The 23,003-nt window shown below is 50.2% G+C and carries 16 protein-coding genes; 10 read left to right on the top strand and 6 right to left on the bottom strand.

The genetic code is table 11. The features are described from left to right. Window positions 1-15 precede the first annotated feature (15 nt). Entirely contained in the window at window positions 16-2,028 is a 2,013-nt protein-coding gene (locus ACZ1GS_RS05760) for a serine hydrolase (RefSeq protein WP_472697536.1), read from the bottom strand. A 50-nt stretch (window positions 2,029-2,078) separates the two neighbouring features. Continuing rightward, complete coding sequence (locus ACZ1GS_RS05755; protein WP_472697535.1) at window positions 2,079-2,948, bottom strand: alpha/beta hydrolase; 870 nt, start codon at window positions 2,946-2,948, stop codon at window positions 2,079-2,081. 153 nt (window positions 2,949-3,101) lie between these two features. Between ACZ1GS_RS05755 and ACZ1GS_RS05750 the strand changes: the two genes are divergently transcribed. From ACZ1GS_RS05750 to ACZ1GS_RS05720, 7 genes are all read left to right on the top strand, one after another. Beyond that, entirely contained in the window at window positions 3,102-3,824 is a 723-nt protein-coding gene (locus tag ACZ1GS_RS05750) for a response regulator (protein WP_472697534.1), read from the top strand. Then, a complete protein-coding gene (locus tag ACZ1GS_RS05745) occupies window positions 3,821-5,233 on the top strand; it encodes an ATP-binding protein (protein ID WP_472697533.1) in 1,413 nt (470 codons plus the stop codon). Before ACZ1GS_RS05750 ends, ACZ1GS_RS05745 begins: the two co-directional genes overlap by 4 nt. Before the next feature lie 915 nt (window positions 5,234-6,148). Continuing rightward, window positions 6,149-8,653: a helix-turn-helix transcriptional regulator gene (locus ACZ1GS_RS05740; RefSeq protein ID WP_472697532.1), complete on the top strand. Its 2,505-nt coding sequence runs from the start codon at window positions 6,149-6,151 to the stop codon at window positions 8,651-8,653. Between the two features lie 131 nt (window positions 8,654-8,784). Then, window positions 8,785-10,344 carry a hydantoinase/oxoprolinase N-terminal domain-containing protein gene (locus tag ACZ1GS_RS05735; RefSeq protein WP_472697531.1) on the top strand — a complete coding sequence of 520 codons (1,560 nt, stop codon included), beginning with the start codon at window positions 8,785-8,787 and terminating at the stop codon, window positions 10,342-10,344. Next, window positions 10,341-11,447 carry a DUF917 domain-containing protein gene (locus ACZ1GS_RS05730; RefSeq protein ID WP_472697530.1) on the top strand — a complete coding sequence of 369 codons (1,107 nt, stop codon included), beginning with the start codon at window positions 10,341-10,343 and terminating at the stop codon, window positions 11,445-11,447. The genes ACZ1GS_RS05735 and ACZ1GS_RS05730 overlap by 4 nt, the downstream gene beginning before the upstream one ends. Window positions 11,448-11,505: 58 nt before the next feature. Beyond that, the gene (locus ACZ1GS_RS05725; RefSeq protein WP_472697529.1) at window positions 11,506-12,144 is read left to right on the top strand and encodes a TonB-dependent receptor plug domain-containing protein; all 639 of its coding nucleotides are present in this window, start codon (window positions 11,506-11,508) and stop codon (window positions 12,142-12,144) included. Next, complete coding sequence (locus ACZ1GS_RS05720) at window positions 12,099-13,700, top strand: TonB-dependent receptor (protein WP_472697528.1); 1,602 nt, start codon at window positions 12,099-12,101, stop codon at window positions 13,698-13,700. The genes ACZ1GS_RS05725 and ACZ1GS_RS05720 overlap by 46 nt, the downstream gene beginning before the upstream one ends. Before the next feature lie 355 nt (window positions 13,701-14,055). Here ACZ1GS_RS05720 and ACZ1GS_RS05715 read toward each other — a convergent pair whose 3' ends face one another. Further along, on the bottom strand, window positions 14,056-15,249 hold the full coding sequence (locus ACZ1GS_RS05715; protein ID WP_472697527.1) for a serine hydrolase domain-containing protein: 1,194 nt from the start codon (window positions 15,247-15,249) through the stop codon (window positions 14,056-14,058). A 366-nt stretch (window positions 15,250-15,615) separates the two neighbouring features. Here ACZ1GS_RS05715 and ACZ1GS_RS05710 point away from each other — a divergent pair, with 366 nt between their 5' ends. Beyond that, the gene (locus ACZ1GS_RS05710) at window positions 15,616-16,674 is read left to right on the top strand and encodes a S41 family peptidase (RefSeq protein ID WP_472697526.1); all 1,059 of its coding nucleotides are present in this window, start codon (window positions 15,616-15,618) and stop codon (window positions 16,672-16,674) included. A 118-nt stretch (window positions 16,675-16,792) separates the two neighbouring features. Here ACZ1GS_RS05710 and ACZ1GS_RS05705 read toward each other — a convergent pair whose 3' ends face one another. Beyond that, the gene (locus tag ACZ1GS_RS05705; protein ID WP_472697525.1) at window positions 16,793-17,731 is read right to left on the bottom strand and encodes a DUF2493 domain-containing protein; all 939 of its coding nucleotides are present in this window, start codon (window positions 17,729-17,731) and stop codon (window positions 16,793-16,795) included. Between the two features lie 301 nt (window positions 17,732-18,032). After that, window positions 18,033-18,983, bottom strand: coding sequence for an ArdC family protein (locus ACZ1GS_RS05700; protein WP_472697524.1), 951 nt, complete (start codon window positions 18,981-18,983; stop codon window positions 18,033-18,035). A gap of 277 nt (window positions 18,984-19,260) precedes the next feature. Between ACZ1GS_RS05700 and ACZ1GS_RS05695 the strand changes: the two genes are divergently transcribed. Continuing rightward, window positions 19,261-19,869: a DUF6088 family protein gene (locus ACZ1GS_RS05695; protein ID WP_472697523.1), complete on the top strand. Its 609-nt coding sequence runs from the start codon at window positions 19,261-19,263 to the stop codon at window positions 19,867-19,869. Then, window positions 19,862-20,887, top strand: coding sequence for a nucleotidyl transferase AbiEii/AbiGii toxin family protein (locus ACZ1GS_RS05690; RefSeq protein ID WP_472697522.1), 1,026 nt, complete (start codon window positions 19,862-19,864; stop codon window positions 20,885-20,887). The genes ACZ1GS_RS05695 and ACZ1GS_RS05690 overlap by 8 nt, the downstream gene beginning before the upstream one ends. 90 nt (window positions 20,888-20,977) lie before the next feature. On the opposite strand, the gene ACZ1GS_RS05685 is transcribed toward ACZ1GS_RS05690, so the two are convergent. Continuing rightward, the gene (locus tag ACZ1GS_RS05685; RefSeq protein WP_472697521.1) at window positions 20,978-22,957 is read right to left on the bottom strand and encodes a ParB/RepB/Spo0J family partition protein; all 1,980 of its coding nucleotides are present in this window, start codon (window positions 22,955-22,957) and stop codon (window positions 20,978-20,980) included. Between the last annotated feature and the right edge of the window lie 46 nt (window positions 22,958-23,003).

Below are 23,003 nucleotides of genomic sequence, written 5' to 3'. Positions count from 1 at the left end.
GCCCTGTTACTTGGTTTACATTTTAGGTCTGAGATTCTCGATAACTTGAGCGTCCACCCAAAATATATCCACATTTTCGTATTTGTCTGAGCCCATATTCCTGTTGAAAAAAAGGTATTTACCATCGGGCGTCACACTTGCAGCTGCTTCCCATGCGTCTGTGTTTATCTTGTCGCCCAGGTTGATAGCTTCTCCCCATGAACCGTCCTGCTGCCTGAAACTGAGATAAATATCGGAATTGCCATATCCGCCCTCCCGTTTGCTATCCCATAGAATATAGGACTCGTCCGGAGCAATGAAGGGGTGGGCATTCGATCTTCCGGTATTGATCTCTTTGCTAAGCGGTTTTGGTGCTTCGCGCTTACCTTCGATCAGCCGTGAATATCGCAGAACGGCATTTCCATCTCTAGCGAATTCGTCAAAAACTAAAGTACCTTTAGCTGAAGAGGTAAGGCGCATAATGGATATTTCTTCGAAAGGAGAACCAAGGTCTTTGATCTCTGACCATCCAGACAGTCTGCGCTCCTTATATCGTTTTCCCAAATGCATGATCTTACCATCTGGAGAGATGAAAGCTTGCCCAACTCTCGGAGAAACAACCGACTCACGCCACTGATTGTTTTCATGTTGAAAAAGCACGAATTCTTGTATGCTACTAACCTCATTTCGTCTGAGAAAGTAGAATTCGTTTGTATCAGGTGTGAAGACGCCGCCATATTCCCAGCCCTTCAATGAAACGATTCCAGGCGCAAAAGCTTCAGGCGTTAAACCGGGAGGCTTTTGACCGAGATAGGGGCCCTTGAGTTTTGATATTTCATCCCTGACATCGCTTCCGCCGCTCACTTTGGCAAAAGCCGGTAGGACAGCATTTGATATCTGAGCCATGATTTGATCTTCTCTGTCATGGCCAGTGATCACAATGGTTAGATCAAGCTCATCTACAACGATGATACGTTGTCCGCCGCCACCCCAGGCAAAGGTTGCGTTGTAGCTCTTGTCACCGACCGCCAAAGGTGCCTGATAAAAAAAATAGCCGTATCGATAGGTGTCGGGCATCCAGTCTTCCGTAGGTTTGACAAGGCCGCTGGTCGCTTTGGCAAGATAGTCGGCAGGAACAAATTGCTCGCCGTTCCATTTGCCCTCGTTGAGAACAACACTGCCCCATTTGAGCATGTCACGCGATGTCATGCTCACCATCCACCCCGCTTGTGGCAGACCGCTAACATGCGTGTCCCAACTGTAATTGGCGATGCCCAATTTGTCCAAAATTTCTTTCTTGATGAAATCCTTAGCGGTGCCGGGCACGACAGCATCAATGACGGCCATCACCAAATTCGGATTGAAGTTGCCATACCTATAGATCTGGGATTCGTCGATAATGGGTCCCGAGTGCTCAAGTAGTGTCTGAACCAGACCTTGGCCCTGCAGCGGCGCGGGATTCTTTTCAAGCTCTTCCCAGCGCTCACGATCCACATTAAGCCCACCATGCATGGTGAGCGCCTTGTGGAGTGTAATTTTCTCTGCGCCCTCGACAAGCTTTGAGTGGTCCAATTCGTCGAGGAAACTGATGAGCGGCTTGTTCAGATCAGCCATAGTCAGGTAACCCAGTTGAATGGCGCGACCCAAGGCCAGACTGGTGTAGGCTTTCGTGGCTGACGCTTGTCCGTGTGCCAGATTGATCCGACCACGCAGATAGTAGGATTCAAACAGAAGCTTGTCCTTGTGGGCGACAAGCAGGCTGTCATATTTACCGTGCTTGCCGTCAGCAATCTCCCGTGCCAGAGCGACGACCCTATCTTTACTACCGCCATCAATGCCCAACTCGCCCACCGAAATACCATCGTTTCTATCTGTTGGCGCGGTATCGATAAAAGCGTTCTCAAGAAGTGGAATATCTCTGAACGAGAGTTCTGTCTGAGCGGCCGTTGCCTCAGGTGCGAGGCCATTGCTTTCTTCGGCGCTTGCTGCACTAGAGCTACCTAACAAAGTGATGACCAATAAAGTTTTGAACTTCGTGCTGATGGTCATCTCATTCTCCTGGACTATTTCACTATGTTCTCATTCAGTAAGCGCGGGCATCATTCGCTATTCAACTGCAATACCCATCTGACGCCGCGGATTACGGTTTCGGGAAAGGCTGTGCCGTGATCCGAATTCTCAATAATCTCGAGCCCGGTGAGAGACATGTTTGACTGGTTTCTCCGCCGTAGCACCGTTATGAAATGTTCGACCTTTTCTAATTGCTCCGCTTCTAGTCCGCCGAGTGATACAAAAACACTTACGTTCATCTCGTGTTGCCGAATGGCGGTTTTTGCTTCCAGTTCATCAATATATGGAAGGCCAGTCGTGCCAAAAGCGGGACTGCCAAGGATATAATGCCTAAATGTGTCCGGTTGCGCCAATAAAACGTAGGCGCCAAATGTGGCGCCCAGCGAATAGCCGAAATAGGTGCGTTCAGCTGGGTCTGTTCGATAGTTTTCTTCGATATACGGAATGATTTCGTCGCGAATGAAAGAGAGATGGTTGCGGGCCTGTCCGCCTTGAAATCGAGCCTGAGCTTCCGCATTGTTGAATGCCGTCACCGAATAATCACGAAACCTGCTTGCATTTGCCCGTTCATCGGCAAGGGCGTGATTCTTCTGATATGATATGCCGACCAAAATTACCTTTGGCATCAGAAATTCGGTGGCACCCGACAGCATATCCATGTGCGCCTCCGCATCGGTTGTGTAAATCACCGGATATTTGGTGTCGGTGTTTTCCGCATAGTCTTCGGGTAGTTTGACATAAAGTTCATATTGTCGATCGGTACCACTTTCCTGTATCGGCAGCACATGCGTCCGCGGCATAGCGTACGGCTTAGACTCGCTAGCCTGCACACTGACAAAAGGCAGCAGTAGACCGCAAATAAGAAAAATCTGAATTGACCTGATTGTGATATAGCTCATTTTGAAAAGGCTATACAATCAACGCAGCGGTTCCAATGCCAACATTGTATCAAGATATCTTGAAAATCAATTTTGAGACATTTTGATACAAAAAAACTGTGGGTGTAACGGTTCAATCAACTAGTATCGCGGAAAATTGCGAAGCTGAAAGCCATGACGAAGACACAGAGCCCTCATATCCTAATCATTGATGACGAGCGCGACATCCGCCGCCCGCTTGCAAAGTATCTCGGTGAACGCGGGTATCGAGTTAGCGTTGCCGAGAACGGACGTGAGATGGATAAAATACTTTCTAAAGCGAGTATTGACCTGGTTGTGCTCGATGTGATGATGCCTGGAGAAGACGGATTTTCAATTTGCAAGAGATTGCAGGCCACCACTCGCATACCGATAATTTTGCTGACGGCACTAAAAGATGACACTGACCGAATTGTTGGATTGGAGCTTGGCGCTGATGACTATGTCTCAAAGCCCTTTAATCCCAGGGAACTCAAGGCTCGCATCAAAACCGTACTTCGGCGCACCCTGATGCTACCGCCGCGCTCTGAGCGCCTTAAAGGAAAAGTGAATTTTGATCATTGGCGGTTTGATCTTTCGCAAAAACAGATTGTCGGTCCGCGTAATCTAGTTGTACCGCTAAGCTCGGGGGAACATGCCCTTCTTATGGCTCTCATTGAGCATGCAGGCACCGTTCTTACCAGAGATCAACTGATGGATCTGACTCGGGGTGTTAGTGCGCCTGTATTTGATCGCCGGATTGACAATCAGATCAGTCGCTTGCGGCGGAAACTTGAAAACGACGCCAAGAAACCGACGATTATCCAGACGAAATGGGGTGGTGGTTATGTGTTTGCGGCGGAGCTTGTCTGGTCATGAGCGAGAAACGATCACGGTTTTCGTTGAGCTCGGCGGAGAACCAGATTTTTGTAATTCTTATTTTGGCGTTCGTCGTCCTGTTATTTGGCTCAGCGGTCTATCAGGTTACGCAAAACCGCACCGCTGAGGAGTGGGCGAAAAGCGAGTACATAGCAAAGACAATCGCAATCAGACTTCTTAGTCTGGATCGAATGAGACCCGAAGAAATGCAAGGATTTGTGGAAACATATTCGTCCTGCAAAGAGGGACTCACGGTGACGGACAAACCGTACGCGCCGCCAGCCGGAACAAAGATTGCAAACGATATTCAGCGCTTCATTGTAACTAGCTTGGAAACGACCTTGGCGGATATGTCTTTGAACAAGTCGATGGACGACATATCTGTTGCACATGCCACCTTTGCTGAACATGATTTTGCTTTTGACAAATGTGCGCCAGGAGAGATTGACTTCCCGATCGATGGAATTGTGATCAGTACCCGCCTTAAGACTGGAGAATGGCTAAATCTAAGTGTCTCTGAGAAAAAGTTTGAATTTGGTGGTGAGACAATTTTTTCTGCAATGCGAATTGATCTGTTTTTCCTTTTGGTCGGAATAATTGCGCTTTTTTTCATTCGTCGCCTTACACGCCCCCTTTCCAACTTGACGAAAGCGGTGTCGAGATTTGGCACCAATCTGGAAGTAGAAGAGGTTGAAGAAAGTGGGGCAGCCGACATCAAACTTGCCATTAGAAGATTTAATGCAATGCAGCGCGAGGTGCGCGACGAAGTGAAGCGGCGCACTCAAATGCTGGCGTCGGTTGGACATGATATCCGTACTCCGCTCACGGCTCTTCGGGTTAAGGCCGAACTAATTGAAAATGATGAAGTGCGCGAAGAAATAATCGCCAGCATTGAGAAGATGGAACGCATCACCGCATCCGCGCTTGACTATGTGCGCGGAGAATCCAGATCTGAAGCAATGCAAAATGTTGATTTACGAGCTCTTATTGAGAGCGAGTGCAGTGAATTCGACGAGCTTGGAAAAGAGGTTCGTTTCACAGGTGAAGACAACTTACATTATCACTGCCGTCCCATCGCTCTTGCGCGCGCGATCCGTAACCTGATTGACAATGCGATAAAATATGGAGGCAGCGCGGATGTGGAACTGATCAATGGAGATCAGTATGTCCAAATCAGGGTCATGGACGATGGACCCGGTATTCCTGATGACAAGCTGGCCCACGTCTTTGATCCCTTTACCCGTCTTTCAGAGGCGCGAGAAAGTGAGCAAGGAGGGCTTGGCCTTGGTCTCGCCATCACCAAGGCTATTGTTGATGGACACGATGGCAACCTAAATCTTGAGCCGAATGAACCAAAGGGCTTGAAGGCTGTTATTCAACTACCTTTTGGTCCGCGCCCAACCGCATAAACAACTGACATTCCAACGTCCGCTTTTGCGGCCTATTCTGCCGTTGGCCACCGTCGGGTTACATGACCGCAATTGTGTCGTTAGCAGACGGATGGCATTGGTATCGGCGATGACCGCTACATCCCGGAAGCGGACATTCAGCCGCTTCGCTTTTCTTCAAACCCAGACTTCCTAATAGACGCAGTAATCTCGATTTTTATATTCGGTGTTGGGTTTGGTTATCACGGTTACGTAGATACGCTTCGAGCCCTCGCCCGCTTGATAATCAATTTCCCCAATTGATCGATAACTTTTTCCTTGGCAGAATTCCACAACCACTTCCTGATTTGAAAGCCATTCGATATTTTGAAAAGCCGCTCCCCGTCCTTCGAACAGGTTAGTCTTATCCCCGTCATTGTTAATATCGGCACCGAACAATGAAGAACATGCAGGACCGCAATGCCCTCCATATACGTCAATCGATATTTTCGAGATCCGGCGACGATATGTGACGGTCGTATGGCAAGTCAGAGCAAGCAACCGCGAGAAGGGCGAGAAAAGCAGTCCAAATCCGCTTACTCACTGTTTGGGGCCCCTGTTTTGGCAAGTAATAATCTCCCTCTCTGTAACCAAATGTCGTCAGTATCTAATAGGAATCAGCAGTGCTTAGGATGTCAGCCTATTTAGCAGCATATTGGTTTTCAGTATCGCAGTTTGATGGCTGGTCAAGTTGGCAATGATAGAACCTATTCAAACGCAAATGGTTTGTCCGCTCTATCCCGAAAGCCGACATTTAGAATGTTCCAAATTTCTCTGCGCTGAACTGGTGCTCGGCCATCGTATGCCTTCGATTGGCATTTTGCATTTTGGTTCATTGCCAAGTAAGCTACTACCAACCTTCATTGCGGTTCAAAGCGTAAATCGGAGACAGCTGCATTGTCGATAAACGAACATCATCACAAGCTTGCCGAGCGTATGTTGTTAAGCAGCGGCCTGAAAGTGATTAATGCACCGCCTGGTTATGGAAAGACAACATTCTTAAAAGCACTGGAAGAAGTGGCAAATCTGTCGTCAGCTGGTGACACCATTTATCTTGATCGCAATAGCCATAGAGATGATGCTTGCGCCGCTGCGTCAAAACTGGCCAATGCTATCGACACAAAACAAGCGGATGATTTCCGGATATTGATAGACGACGCTGAATATTGTGAAGCGGAATCCCTTATCGATATACTGGACCGGCTGAGCAAATGCCCGCAAAAACCCTTGGTTGTTTTAGCTTTGCGTCGGCCAGATGCTTTGCCGCTCGCCCATTTGCAAGCGTCCGGAGATACGGAATTTTTCGGGGTTGATACGTTAAAGCTGAGTGACCAACAGCAACGACAATATACTGAAATGCTACCTCGCCCATGGCGGCAACGCATCGCCGATCTGGCCGAAGATTGGCCGGTGGCTCTGCGATTTCTGGTGGAATGGGCCGCCAACGCAGATGGTGATGAGGCCGACTGGAATGATGAGGATATTATCCTGCACTCCGGTCTACAGGCCTATATAGAACAGCAGTTTTTACCCCTTCTATCCGAAGAAGAGCTGCTGTTTCTTGATCATTTGAGCCTGTTCAATGAAGCGGCTTTGGAGCTTGTCGAACGGTTGATGGATGATCGCAAGATTGCCGGGCTGAGCAGACGCCTGCTTTTTGCACACAATGGACTGGTGCGACGTCATGGGCAACATTATTCCCTTCATCCGGCATTACGATGCCTGTTGCGCGGCAAATTTCTTGACGATGGGAATGGCGGACATCTTGATATCGTTAAGCGAGCAGCCGATGAGAGCGCGGCAATCGGCAATCTTGTAGAGGCAGCGCGGCTGGCAGTTTTAGGCGATGTACCAAAACGGATTGATGCGTTTGTCGCACATCATGGAAATTTGCGGATTTGGGTGAAATTCGGATATCAAATCCTTTATGAAATAGTCCAGGCCGCCGGCCCAAAAATTGTGGCGAAGTATCCTCGATTGCAGTTTCTGTCTGCCATTGTGCAACTCAAAGAGGGCCGGATCAATGAGGCTGAAAAGCTCTATCGTGAGTTGGAGAATAATCGCGAACTCGATGACGCACTGCGGACCGATCTACAGTTTTTGCATGGTACATTGATGGTTTATGGGTGTAGTTTAGAGCGTACGGATGATCTGGAGGCTATCGCTGATATTGTCGGCCATAGTGAGGATGATCCAGCATGGAAAACTTTGCTTTCAACATTATCCTGTATTTCGCATTATCAGAATGCGCGCTTTGCCCAAGCCCGAAAAAGCCTCGCAGAAGCGCGGATACAAGCCCAAATGGTGCAGTCAGACTATAATATGCTATTTAGTTATATGCATGAAACAGCCCTGCTTCTCGCCCAAGGCAGGTTGAAGCAAGCGCGAACATCCATAGCCAGTGCGCGTAAAATTTGGCGGCAGAAATTTGCCGATGATGAAGGTGTCAACACCGTGTTGTCGAGTTTAACCAGTTCCATTGAATTTGAAATTGGCCGGTTGACCAGCGCTCGAAATCTCATGCGTAATTCAGCGCGTCGTTTTCCTCATTCCGAGGCATGGTTTGATATTTATGTCGCAGGTTATGAACCCATGATTCGACTATTGGTTGCCGATCGTGGCCTTGACGAGACGATTGTCGAAATTGGCCGACATAAGCAAGTGCTGCAAGAACAGGGGTTACCCCGAGTGGCCAATACGCTGACCGGTTTGGAAACATGTTTGCTGGGGCACAAACATCTGACAGGCCGTGTTCAAAACGACCCGCCTCATCTCAAATTGCAACAGATCAAAACCTCTGCCACATGGCAAGAACGGGAGATTTTTACTCTGGCAAATGCATATTGCAACTTGCTGCAAGGAGAGACGTCCAAGGCAATTGCTGGATTGCAAAAGGAATTGCAGCGGGCCTCCAAATCGCAATTGGCGCGATCCGAATTGCGTCTGCGTTTGCTTTTGGCCGCAATTTATTTGCGTCTGTCGGACCGTAAAGCGGCACATGAGCAGATTATAGCCAGCATCACTATCGGCACAAAAACTGGACAGTCACAGGCATTTCATGAATTTTGTGGAATTCAGCTCTTGGAGCTCCTCTCCAGCATCGTTGAAAAAGAAGACGACAATATCGATTCCAGAGAGCTGGCTTTCGCGCGTGCTATTCTATCAAAATCATCGAGCCGGATTTCGAATAGCGAAAGTTCACTGACGGTGCGAGAGCAGGAGATACTGAGCACATTGGCACAAGGCGGATCAGACAAAGTTGTTGCTCGGCAACTGGAACTGACGGAACATGGCGTGCGATATCATCTTAAAAACATCTACCGCAAACTGGCAGTACATGACAGAGTTTCCGCCGTTTCGGTCGCCCGATCAAAGAATTTCATTCAAGATATTGCTATATGACTACTGATTATAGTAGCAAAAATTTCAAGTGGATTATCTGTAACTACTAAGTAGTAACTTCCAACTCTTAACCACCACGCTTGAAGGTCCGATGCCTTTTCCTCCAATTTGAGAGGACGAGGAGGTGGGTTTTGCGAATAGGCATTGACGTTGGCGGCACGAATACCGATGCTGTTTTGATCCATGACAGCGAAATTGTCGCTACTGTGAAGCGGCCAACCTCTGGCGACATCAGCCAGGGTATCATGGATGCAGTTCGGTATCTTCTCGATGAATCTGATGTTGATGGCGCAGATATCGAGGCGGTGATGATTGGCACCACACAGTTCACCAATGCGTTCGTACAATGCAAGGAATTGACCAAAGTCTTCGCGCTACGCATCGGGTTCCCATCTGCACGAGGGATACCGCCGTTCTCCGCATGGCCGGAAAAGATGCGCGACGCCATTTATGGGGGGAGCGCGATGGTTGGCGGCGGCTTTGAATTTGACGGCCGTCTTATAGGAGACCTGGATGAGCAGGCAGTTGAAGAGGCAGCTGAAGAGGTCAAACGACTTGGCATAAACGAGGTCGCCATATCTTGTGTTTTTTGCCAGCTTAATGCTGAACATGAGGAACGCGCAGCGGCCAGTATTCGCAAAATCATTCCCGATATCAGTATCTCCATTTCGTCTGAGCTTGGACGCGCAGGTTTGCTGGAACGGGAAAACGCTGCGATCATGAATGGCAGCCTAAGGCCATTGGCGGCAAAAGTTGCCGACGCTTATGGCAATGCCTTGAGAAATTTAGGTATTACGGCACCATATTTTGTTAGCCAAAATGACGGAACATTGATGCAAGTGGAGCAGATGTGCCGCTATCCTGTGCGTACATTTGCTGCTGGACCAACCAACAGTCTGCGCGGCGCGGCTTGGCTAACAGGTGTTGATGATGCACTGGTTGTCGATATTGGCGGTACAACCACGGATATTGGCGTTCTGGTCAAGCGTTTCCCGCGGCAATCATCCGTTCATGTCGACATAGGCGGCGTGCGTACCAATTTCCGGATGCCTGATATTCTGGCCCTTGGTCTGGGCGGAGGTAGCCTCGTCCGACGAACGGACGATACGGTTACGATCGGACCGGATTCGGTCGGCTATGCTTTGCAAGATGAAGCCTTAATTTTTGGCGGGCGTGAGTTGACAACGAGCGATATCGCTGTCGCCAGCGGAGCCGCGAATTTTGGCGACAAATCCCTGACACAAAATTTAGACGAACAATTGGTCCTCAGTGCCACCGATCAAATTCATGCCATTGTCGAAGATGGAGTGGACCGGATGAAAACTAGCATTTTTGATGTTCCGATGATTTTGGTGGGTGGCGGTGCAGTATTGATCAGCCAGCCTGTTGGAGGAGTTTCAGAAACAATCCTCCCAGAGCACGCGGATGTAGCCAACGCAATTGGAGCTGCCATCGGCCAAGTCAGCGGTGAAATTGACCAAATTTACAACATTGAAGAGGGTACGCGGGACGAGGCGTTGGATGAAGCAAGATCATTGGCAACCCAAAAAGCAATTGATGCCGGTGCCGATGCTGGCAGTGTCGAAATCGTCGATATTGAAACCGTACCGCTTCAATATTTGCCCGGCGGTGCCACGCGCATTGTCTGCCGTGCCGTCGGTGACCTAGCAGCGCAGGAGATGGTGGCATGACCCGCGCAATCTCCCTCGACAATATCGAACACCTGGCCATCGGTTCTGCATTTTTGGGAACGGGCGGCGGCGGAGATCCGTATCTTGGCTCACTTCTATGCAGGGAAGCGATCGGTAAATATGGTCCCGTTCCATTATTGTCTCCCGACGAGCTGAAAGATCAGGATAGTGTATTTGTTGCCGCGGCAATTGGTGCACCCACAGTCATGATCGAAAAGCTATTTTCGGTCGAAGATCAGCATCGTGCCGTCCGCTTGCTGGAGCGGTTTACCAATCGAGAAGCCAGCGCGATTATTTCTGCTGAAATTGGCGGGTGCAATTCAATGATGCCGGTCGCTTATGCCGCAATGCGGGGTTTACCCATTGTGGATGGTGATGGGATGGGCCGCGCGTTTCCTGAACTGCAGATGACGTCTATGAATGTGAACGGCGTTCAATGTGCCCCGATGACGCTGTCTGATGAACATGGCAATGATGTTTTGTTTCAAACTGAAGATGGATTGAAGGCCGAAAAAATGGCGCGCCCCATTACGGCCGAAATGGGCGCCAGCGCTTGCATGTCCTGCTATCCGATGACGGGCGCGGAGGCCAGAAATTCCGTAGTGAAATACACAATCAGTGCGGCGCTCGCCATTGGAGCTGCGGTTGACGCCGTTGATGACAGTGGGGAACCGCCAGTTGCAAGGCTTTTAAAGGCTTTGCGCGCGCATGAATATTATGGCGATGCATATGAAATTTTTTCGGGAAAAATCGTCGGTTTGGAAAGAGATACAACAGACGGTTGGGTTTTTGGCACCTGTAACATTGCAGCGCTGAACGCTAGTTCCGAGGCCGAAATCACCTTTCAAAACGAAAACCTAACAGCACATGTTGATGGAAAATTGCGCTGCATCGTTCCGGACCTGATCACCATTGTCGATAGCGAAACCGGACATGCCATACCGACTGAACGCTTGGCTTATGGTCAAAGAGTTTCTGTTGTCGGATGCAGTGCCCCTCCACAAATCAAAAGCGAAAAAGCTTTGAAAATTATGGGGCCGACAGCGTTCAAGCTGGAGGAGGAATATACACCAATCCATTTGATCAACCCGGACGAACCCTAATTCGATCATTGGGAATCAGCAACCAACATACTCAGCACAGCAGACTAGGGAGAAGAAGATGACGAAAATAAGCAAAGGAAAAACGATCTTATGCAGTTCAATCGGAGCTACTTTGCTGGCATCGACAGCATGGACACCGGCATTCGCTCAGGGTGCAGAAGCAGATGATGATGACAATGTTATTATCGTAACTGCACAACTGCGTGAGCAGGAACTGCAGGATGTTCCCACCGCTATCGTCGCGTTTGATGCGGAGACAATCGAAAGCGCTGGTATTCGCAGCACCGAGGATTTCGTCGGATTGACGCCTAATGTCACTTTCGATGACAGCTTTACCTATCTGAACAGTTTTGTTGTTGTTCGCGGGGTAACCCAGGTTAACAATGCTGATGCCCCGATTGCGATCATCATTGATGGCGTTCCACAGAATAACCAGAAACAATTTAAGCAGTCACTTTTCGATATTGAACAAATTGAGGTATTAAAGGGGCCACAGGGCTCGTTATTTGGACGTAATGCCATCGGCGGTGCGATCAACATAACCACCAAACAGCCAACGAATGATTTTGAAGGATTTGTTGGCGGCGGCATCTCCAATGGTATCGGATATCGGGGGAAGCCGGTATTAGCGGACCGATCATCGAAGACACGGTGCTGTTCCGGGTTGCCGGTTCGTATTATGAAACCGACGGTGTAATCCAAAATACGTTTCTTAATGACGATGTTGATTTTGTCGATCATGATGTTTCCGTTCGCGGGAAGTTGACCATATTACCCAGTGATAATCTGTCGGTAGATCTGCGCGCCTCTTATACAGATGTTCGCGCCGGTTCGAGCTATGACACCATCGTCAACAACACACCAAACTCCGGTGCAGTTCCGTTGTTCCGCGCGGGTGGTCCTAACGATGTGTTTTCACCGACATCCGATTTTCGCGGATTTACTGATGCGACAGTGCTTGACCTGTCCGCCAAAATCGATCTTGAACTGCCATTTGCGACTGCCACCTATATTCTCGGCTATACGGACTTGAGAGAAGACTATCGTGCCGATCTCGATTTCTCCAATCCCACCCAACCCTCGGGGATATTTGGAGGTTTCAATCTAGGACAAGCACAGGATTTAGACGTTGAATTGTTCAGCCATGAGTTGCGACTGGTTTCGCCTGATGATCAACCGTTCCGGTGGATTTTGGGCGGATACTACCTGGACACAAATCGAGATTTGCGAACCCGCGTGATTGTTGACCTAGATAATACAGTTGGGCAATTTGATGTTGCTGCCTTGACCCTGGTAAATCGGGCCGAAAGCAATAGCAACGAAGCTTGGGCAATATTTGGACAAGTTGAATTTGACATAACCGATCAGCTGACGCTGCAACTTGGCGGTCGCTATGACGAAGACAAGCGAAATCAAATCAATCCGGATGCTCCGGGACCGGTTACGTCAGCCAGTTTTGACTCGTTCCAACCAAAAGCTACACTGAGCTACAAGGCATCTCACGATGTTCTCGCATATGCGACGTTTAGTACCGGCTTCCGCTCGGGTGGGTTCAACGCTCCGGGAGTTGTTTTGCCGGCCTTTGGTGATGAGACATTGGACAATTACGAACTCGGATTAAAAACCCAGTTCGCTGATGGAAGGGGAACGTTAAATCTGTCGGGATTTTATTCTCAAAGCGAAGGATTTCAATTCTTCTTTGTTGATGTGACAACCGGTTCTCAAATTATTTCAAATCTTGATTCCGTCGATATTTGGGGTCTGGAAGCTGACTTCCAATTACGCGCTACCGACCAGTTCACTGTCTACGGTGGTCTGGGTATTACAGATTCTGAAATCAAGGCGATCGGAAATCCGGCGCTACAGGGCTTTCTCACCGGAGCCGGCGTGAATATCGCAAATGTGATTGGCAGCCGGTCACCCAAGACAACCGATATAACAGCCAATCTGGGTGCGCAGTTTTCCTTTCCGTTGACGGATAACCTAAATTCGGTTCTGCGTGCGGATTACGAATATTCCGGCAACAAATATTGGCAATTGGATAATGTGGATGTTCGTAATCCAGTGCATTTGATGGGTCTGCGAGGGGCGATTGAATCGGATGGCTGGTCAGCATCACTTTGGGTAAAGAACCTTTTTGATGAGGAATATTATGCCGACTTCAATCCATCTGAATTTGCTGGTGGTGGATTTGATTTGGGGTTTCAAGCAAAGCCCAGGACATATGGCGTTGACGTGAAGTTGCGTTTTTAAGCGACGCCTCGAAACGAGGAGTAGCTCTCTGGGGGTATAAATGAGCTACTCCTCGTTTCAAAACCCTTGCAGCAAGGCGTAACCATCAACTAGCGATATATCGGGCAGTTTTACTGAGGATCTGCGATAGTCCGCTTGGAGCCCTTAGCGGATATTGCGAAAAACGAGACGAAATATCTACTGTTGATTCTCTGAGCGGAACGGCAGTTCTCAAAGCGCCGCCGCTGCGAAGAAGACAGTCTGCTATCGGCCCAAAACTTGCTTGTCTGCATTGCGCCCCAGTTTCGGACCTTCCGATGGTTTCTGCTTCATCCCGAAAGCGGACACTGGTGAATTACAAGCTGCGGTCAGACCGTTATTTTTCAGTGCCCCAAGTCTTCCCTCCATTGGCGATGAGAAATGTTTCCGCAATTTCGCTGGCTTCTTTCCTCAAGGAACGACCACCGGCATTGGCGAACATGACAACAACAATTTCATCATCGGGATATGTCGCAACAGCAGCGCGACCTCCAACCGCTTCGCCGCTTCCCGCTGACCATCGTCTGCCATTTTGATCACGCCGGGAAATATCAAAGCCAAAGCCCAGTCCTGTTCGTTTGCCATCAACTGTCACATTTGAGGTCAGCGCTTCCTCCAACATTTCTTCAGACGTCAGTTTTCCTCCGTAGAACGCCGCCCACACTTTAGCCAACGCCTGCGGAGAAGCATTGAAGCCGCCACCTCCGTACTTGCAGCTATTGTCAACCGGACGTGCGGCCGCTGCCTTTGTTGAAGGATCGTCGTCCGAAACATTATAAAAACTGCTCAGGTTATCAGGTCGTACTCCGGTAGGGTCATCCAGTTCGATGCGACCGGCTCCACTCGGAACAAATACTTCCGATTGCATCAATTCGCCATATGGTTTGCCGCCCGCTGCCTCGAGAACTGCACTCAGCAAAACAAAGCCAAAGCTTGTATAACTGTTTTTCTGGCCTGGCGCCGCAATAAGTGGATCGTTGACAAAAACTTCCAACGCATCTGCAGGACTTGAACAATGTTGCGTGCTAAGACGCACCCACTCTTCGTTGCTTTTATAATGCCGGACGCCGCCCATATGTCCCAATAGCTGACGGGACGTAACCTTCTGAAACGAATGCGGCAGATGCGGCAAATAGGTAGTTATGGGCTTGTCGAGATCTACCTTCTTCTGGTCGGCTAGCACTGCGGCAAGCACGCCCGTCAGACCTTTGGAAGTACTGTAGATACGGAACATGGTGTCTGCGTCTGGTGGTGTCTTTGTCTCCATTTCAGCAAAACCGGCTTGAGCGGTATAAACGATCTCTCCCTGAACCGCTACGGCAACACTTGCCGCGGGAAACTCTCCTGAAGCAACAACGGATTTCACCAATGCACTGGCTTTGGTCTTCGCTCCGTTTGCAATCCGTGAGTCTGTTTCTTCTGAAACAGTTTCACTTTGCTGAGGGCTTTTCGAGTAGACTGAGCAGGAAGCAAGAAGAGCTGTCGCGGCGAATATTGTCAATCGGCCATATGGCATGCTGTTGTTCATCATATTTCCCCCCTTTAACGGTCAACTAAGTGCACAAGCAACCTGCTTGTTAACAGATGGACTACATATGTAGTCGATTGAAAATGCTGCAAGGCTCTTCGATGAACGGTCTTCAATTTTCGACGGGGGATCGATTGAAGTTTGGTGCACTGTTTGAAATGGCCTTTGGAGTCCGCCCCGGCGAAAGTCACAAATCAATATCAATTGCGGAACAGCCCGCCAGTTGTTGAAATCAGATGCAACGTCGTGGTTGCCTTTTAGTTGACTGTCAATTTCGAACAGTTTTTCAACGCATCTTGTTTTGACTGGATTAGTGTAGTAATACGGCAACTCAATAGCTTTACCGACTTTTAAATTGGAGATCTGAACATGAGACGGTTGTGTGGACACGCAGCAATAGTTGCGAGCATTGCATTATTGGGTGTTACATTTCCGGTTTCAGCTCAAAACAAGCCTGCAAGCGATTCTTCCGTGATTTTATCCGGCGGCTCGACGACCGAATTGAAGGAAATTCCGGCGGCGATATTAGACTTGATGAAGCAGTATCACTTTGATCCGTCAGTGGAATCCGATCCCGCCTTTATTGCGACTCAACAACGTGTGGTTGAACTTGCTAAGATCGCTTCAACGCGCTCGGATTTCGTTTCCGAATTTAACAAAATCTGGCGAGAAGGTCCATTCTCTCATGTACAGCTATCGGGATCAGAATCCAGTGCGCCGGAAATGGCAGCTTATCTGGACACAATTCGTATCGGCGGAGGCGGAGCCGTTTTAGAGTGGGACGGTGACGTCGCGGTTCTTAGAGTTAAAACTATGATGGGTCTCGATACAATCGAAGAGATTGATGCCGCCTTTGAAGAGATTGCCAAACGTCCAGCAAGAGCTTTGATCGTGGATTTGCGGCAGAATGAAGGAGGCGCGTTTGCTGTAAAACCGTTGCTCGCGCATATTTTAACTGAGCCCGTTGACGGAGGAGTATTTGTATCGCGCAGATGGACGGGCAAGCATGATAGATACCCGACCTTAGCCGAAGCCAAACAAACCAAGCCCTGGCAAGGGTGGTCAATCAGAGCTTTCTGGAATGACCTTCAAACACTAGAAATGATACGCATGCAGATCAAGCCATCCGAACCGACATTTGACGGCCCGGTTTATGTTCTGGTTAGCAATAAAACTGCCAGCGCAGCAGAACTGGCGGCTGATGCATTTTCCGCTTCCGGCCGGGCAATACTTATTGGCGAAAAAACAGCTGGACAGATGTTGTCTCAAACATTCTTTGATTTACCCAACGGACTGCAGCTTTCGCTGCCTGTCGGTGACTATTATGCGTTCCATTCCGGTAGAATCGAAGGCAGAGGCGTCCAACCTCACATCGTCACCGAAGCCAGTGAAGCAATGCTGACGGCAAAAAAACTAACTGGCAAATAGCTTTTGAGAACTTTGGACCGAATCACCATTGTCCGCTTTTGCACCCAAAGCGACAGAACCGGACTGTCAGCTATCGGCCCAGATTAATACTGTGAAAGTAAGTCAATCATCTGGTCGATCATGTTCTACTAGGATGTTTGCCAAGAGGCCCGCGCCGATCAACGACCGTGATACGCCTTTTCTTAGCCTCAATGACGAGACGCTCCAGCACTCCGCTGCCCGGAAAAGCGATGACGTAACGAGGTGCAAGACCAAGCATCTGTTCATTGCGTTTGAACCCGGCCCTTGCGCCTAACCGGCGATCGAGTGAAAAGGTGAGCTGCTCCACACTGCGCCGTTCAGCCCATGACGCAGCCAAGCGGTCAGCACCTTTTCCATCACCGCCGTGGACCAGCACCATGTCAGCTACGGCGTTATACACCTTGTCGAGCGTAGCCCAGACATTGTTCGCGAATGTCTTTGCATCATCGGCGCTATCCTGCATGGTGCGACCGCCAGCGAATATTATGGGTGTGCCTTCGGGCATCAGCGCTTTGCGTCTGGACTGGCTGCGCGCTTTCAGGAAATCACGACCTTGGATGACGGCAGATGTGAGCATCGCTCCGTGATTGGCCCGTGAACTGGATACTGGTTTCCATGAACTATGCGTTTCATCGAGGTAGAGCGCTGCTGCAACTTCGCGCATTTCTTCAAATGCGACCATGGAGGCTTCTGCCGCTTGCGCCCGCTCGATCTGCTCTTCGAGATTGCTGGTATGAACTTCGGATCCATCAGCAGACGCGACCAATGCCCGGACTTCATCGGCGGCCCGGTCCAGCTGCCTGGATTTGCGCTGTGCTGCACGGTGGAAGAGATTGACAAATCCCCATGCAAGATCTTCTGCGTCGACTTCAAGCGCGGTATCGGTAAAGACAGAGAACAAATCAGACCAGACTGCAGCAAGTGTCTGCGAGACAGCATCCTGGCCTGGGAAATCCGATGATGTAAATGGGGAATTGCTGATAGTCAGACCGGAAAGGTCGAGACTGGCGAGCTGCTGCTTGAATAAATTGTCCATGATGTTCTCCTGATATACGCGGGATGTGCGGCACCTTGCCGCTTTATCCCGCAAGAGCCCGAAAGGACCGTCAGGGCGCATGGCGCACCGCCGGCAGGCGGGAAACCTCGCGAGACAAGGCTGGCGCGGGCCACACGGGCCGCAATCCTCGCGGGGTTGCGACATAGCCCTGATGGTCCAGGGCTTCTCTTGCGGCAGGAAAAAAGCGGCTGGATGCTCGGCGTGCGCTCAGGGAATATGGAGACATTGAGCCAGTACAAACGGGAAATTTGGCTATTTTTGGTCAGCAAATTCGCGCGCTCTAGGCTGCATCGGCAAAGTCTTCAGAGACATTACAGCATTCTTGAGATTCATGCCCGCAAAGGTATAGAAGCAGGTTCGAGGCCTCTTCGGCCCGTGCTGCTGCCGTGAGCATTGCCCGGTCATCTTTCCTGAGCAACTTGAGCCAATGCGCGATATAGCTGGCATGGCTGTCCAGATGCGCGACAGGAAGACCCAATTCTGATCCGAGTATGGCACTAGAAAGTTCGGCGACCAGCTCTTCGGCGGCATATGCTGCGCTGCCAAAGCGGTTTTTGAGATCACGGTCCAAACGCGACTTATGTCCGGTCCAATGTGAGAGTTCATGTGAGAGCGTTGCATAGTAATGGTCATATCCATCAAACAGACTGGCAGGCGGTATGGTAATGCGATCAGCGATAGGCTCATAGTAAGCACTGCTGCCAAATTCCCGAATATTTGCTCCGATGCGCTCAAAATACTGATCCAGTTTTTTCATTCGCCCTTCCGGTTCAACATCGCATAATTCCTCCTTGGGATAATAGCGTGCGGGTAAGCCGTCGCACTGATCGGCATTGAAAATGGCATAGGATTTCAGAACCCGGCGGGTTTCTTCTTGCGGGTCAACTTGATCCGTAGCTTCGACTTCCTTGGTGTAGCTCTTATAAAATATGGCAATGGTCGACTTTTCGCCTTTGCGAACCTGACCGCCGAGCGCAGTGCATTGCCGGTAGGTCATCCAGTATGGAGAGCTGAAGCCGTTTTCCTGCGCCATCATCCAAAGCCAGAAGACATTCATGCCGCGATAGGGCGTTCCACAACTGCGCAGGGGACGTGATACCGGGAGACCGCGCCACGGCTGCACCCAAGGTTTTGCTCCAGCTTCCAGTTTTTCAATGATGGCATTCGTTATTCTGGCAGCGGGGGATATTCGAGGCGAACGGGACGGTGAACGATATGATTTTGAGGGCATGTGTCTTCTCCTGAATGAACGCAGCGAAATTTGCTGAGACATCCAGAAAACAGCCCCTCTCCTCTTCTAGGCTCCCTGCAGGAGGTCGAGAGTCGGGTACCAAGAACGTTCCAAAGATGGCTCCCAACCATCCTCTCATCTTGCATTTGTAGAGAAAGGCACTATCTTTCTAACAATTCCTTGTAAGTATTAATAATCCAGCTTTTTTGTTCACTTTTTAACCAATTGCTTGTTAGATATATATGTGTTATTATCTAACAAATAAAAGGATGGAGCAATGTCTGCTGTAGCTGATAAAATTATGAAACGTGTGCGCGGAAAAGGCCGGGGATGGGTCTTTACACCTAAAGACCTTATTGACTTCGGCACGCGGGGTTCCGTCGACATGGCCCTGTCACGGCTCGTTCAATCAGGTGTGATCAGACGTATTGGACGCGGCCTCTACGATTACCCGAAGGTTCACGATAAGCTGGGCGTTCTCAGTCCGGATGCGGATAAGCTTGCCCAGGCTGTCTCGAGCCAGAGCGGCGACAAGGTCTTTGCGTCAGGCGCAACGGCCGCAAACCGTCTTGGCCTGTCCACACAAATCCCAGCCAAACCCACCTATGCGACTAGCGGTCCATCTCGCGTAAAGAAAGTAGCGGGCCGGACCTTGGCTCTAAAACATGCGCGCGCGCCGCTCCTTGCGGGTGCAACTGATCGTGCGAATTCGGTTTTGCAGGTAATTTCCCATATCGGCAAAGACAATGTTGATGCGGATTTGATCCGCAGCTTAGCGAGCCGCCTTGATGATCGGGACATGAAAACTCTTTCCAGATCACGGCCACAAATGCCGGGATGGATGGGCGATCTGGTATTGAAGATAGATAGTGTCAGACATGGATGAGTTTGCCCGCAGACAGCCAGAAGACCGGCGCGTCTTCATTGACGAGGCGGCAAACAGGCTCGAACTTACCACGACCATTATTGAAAAGGACTTTTGGGTCTGTTGGACATTGCGGCGGCTGATGAATTCAAAGGAACTGCACGGACATTTTACCTTCAAAGGCGGTACTTCTCTCTCAAAAGCCTACAATATAATTCATCGCTTTTCCGAAGATGTCGACCTCACAATTAACCGGCAAGCGCCGCTGATCTGCGAGATAAATTCGCCCATGGAGGAAGATATAAGCGGCAAGGAGCGTGGGCGCCGTATCACGGCACTAAAAGAAGCGGCGCAGAAATACGTCGGGACCATCGTCATGCCAGCCCTCATCAGCGAAATAAAGGACGCGCTCGAAACATCTGAAGGATGGGAAGTGTTGATTGACCCTGAAGACCAGGAGGCACAAACACTTTTGTTCATTTATCCGAAACTGGCGGGCAAAGAAGAAAACGGGCATAATGATGCCTATATCAAACCCCGCATAAAGCTCGAATTTGGTGCGCGGGGAGACCCGGAACCAAGCGAGATAAAGGCGATTTCCCCCTATCTGGCTGCGGTATTCCGTGAAGAACTACCGGATGCAATCTGCGACGTTCCTACTCTTTCCGTGATCCGAACCTTCTGGGAAAAAGTAACAATTCTTCATGCCCTTCATCATAATTCCAAACTGCGCGATGGGATGTCTCGCCACTATTACGATACTCTAATGCTGAGCCAATCTGGAATAGTTGAAGAGGCTTGCGAAAATTTGGACCTTCTTGAAAAAGTCGTGCGCAACAAAAGCCTGATGTTTGCTGACAATAAAGCTTCCTACGAGACGGCCATCGCAGGATCTTTGCGCCTCATCCCTGGTCAAGAAATCCTTACGAAACTCAAACAAGATTACGCCGATATGTCAGAAATGTTCATGGAGGAGCCGCCGAGTTTCGAAGAGCTAGTGGATGGACTTTCCAAACTTGAAGAGACGCTCAACCAATAAAAAGTCTGGCAACAAATGCGAGATAAAAAGAAGCGGCTTGCCTAGAGAGGCAAGCCGCTTCAGCCAGAAGACTACCTGTCAGGAGGAGGATCAGGCAGCCTTGTCAGCTATCTCGGGCGCTTCTTCCGACGTGCCGGTTTCCGAAGCATCATCTTTCAATGCCTCGTCAGCCTTTAGCGGGTCTGCAAAGCGCATTGCGTCAGGAACCCACCCGGCGGCTGTTTGTTTCACTTCAGCCTCTGCAATGAAGTTTCCGGAGAAGATGCGCTCGGCAGTTGCTACAAGATCGGCCTTTTTGGATGCGCCATAGCGGTTTGACATTTCCACACCGCCAACTTCTTCCATACCGGCAAGCGTTTTTGCCTTGGGCACACGGTCAAAATAATTGGTCGCAGTCGGGCGCCACCAGGCCGCCATGTCGATTTCCAGCACGCGCCCGAGATAATCGTGTAGCGAGACTTGCCGGTCGCCTTCAACATTAAGACTGGCAATAAGCGTTCGCGAAACGACATGGCCGAGCCAGGCGCTGCGCGCATCATCGCTGAGCTGCCTAAACGCCATGAAACGCTCGACATCGGTCGTGCCCGATTTCCAGCTTTCATCGAGCGATGTGCGAAGCTCCACCAAGGCTGCGCTTGCCGGTGCATCCTTTGCTTCAAAATCATGCGCAGGCCCATGCGCAACCGGGCCTTTCAGCGTCGATGCCTCCTGTGCCCGCCAGTCATGGCTGTCGCTATCTGCAAGCGTGAAGATCATAAAGTCGAGCGCGAGGGCAGGATCGCTCGCGACGTGAAGCGACAGGATATCGCGGCGCTGCATCGCCAGTTCATCAACCAGGCGTTTCGAAAGCGCCGCGCGTTTGGGTTTGGGCGAGGCCCCTTCCTCGACCAGTTCGACGCCCTCATCTTCGTGACCGACATCCGCCTTTTCGATATAATATTGCGGAACCAATGCTGGTACCCCGTCGTTACCAAGCACCAGAAACGCGCCCGCTTCGCTGCGATACTCATCGGCCAGAACGGGTTTGCGGTCATTCAGCGTGCGCATTTCCTGCTCAATTTCCGAAAGGCGATTTTCAGCCGCAATCACATCGTCTTCGCTGCTGTCTTCATCTTCTAGGATGGCGGCCTGATTGTCATATTGGGCCTCCAGTTCGGAAAGCCGCGCTACTGCTTCTTCGCTGAGCGGTTCGAGCTCGGTAGGAAGCCGGTTCAATCCTTCGATGAGCTCGTGCGAGACATAACAATCGAGCGTCGGTCTCACCCAGGCGAGGCCGTGCTCGTCTTTGACTTCATCAGCCCGCCATTCCATTTTCTCGGTCGCCAATCGTTCAAGCAGCGCAACATCAACCCAGCTTTCGCTCTCATCATCATCGAAGAGTTCCCGGTCAATCTTGCCGCCTACTTCAAGATAGGCATCGCGCCCGACCAGAACCGCGCGCGGATCGCTGGCCCGGACAGTAGCGTCCAGAACCATGCGCCGGATGCTGTCGGCATTGACGCCATAATATCCTCCCGACACTTCCTCGAACACCTGGGCCTGGCGTTCAATATTCGAGGTCGCGCCATAGGCTTTAGCAAAATCAAGCGTGATATCGCCGCTGGCCAAGGCTTCGAAGACGACCGGGGCGAGCTCGGCCAGACGCAGCCGTCCTTCGACAAAGCGAACGGTTTGGCCAAAACGAATGGCGACATCTTCGACGCTTGCGCCGTCATTTATAATGTCTTGAAATGCTTCGGCTTCATCGGCGGGGTTGAGTTTTGCCCGCTGAAAGTTTTCCGCAAGGCTGATTTCGCGGATTTCATGCGCCTCGCCGTTTTTGATCAGGCATGTGATCGGCTCGTTCTTCTTGATCGCCTTGCTCTTGGAAAGCGCTTTCAATGCCTTGAGCCGCCGGCCACCTGCTGTGACTTCATATTTGCGGCGGGGAAGCGCGTTAACGACGAGATTTTGAAGCAACCCTCTTGCGGCGATATCAGCCTTCAGCCAGGCATCGGCCGCAGGGTCGCTGCGTTTGCGCACATTCTTTTTCGACGGCACCAGTTTGTTGAGCGGAATGGATTTAAGCATGTTCTTTCTCCTGATTAATCGAACCATCGGTTTCAGGCGACCATCG

The sequence above is a fragment of the Parasphingorhabdus sp. W113 genome, from assembly GCF_055693205.1.
Note: the sequence above shows the minus strand (reverse complement) of the source record. Positions and strands in the feature narration are given on the sequence as shown.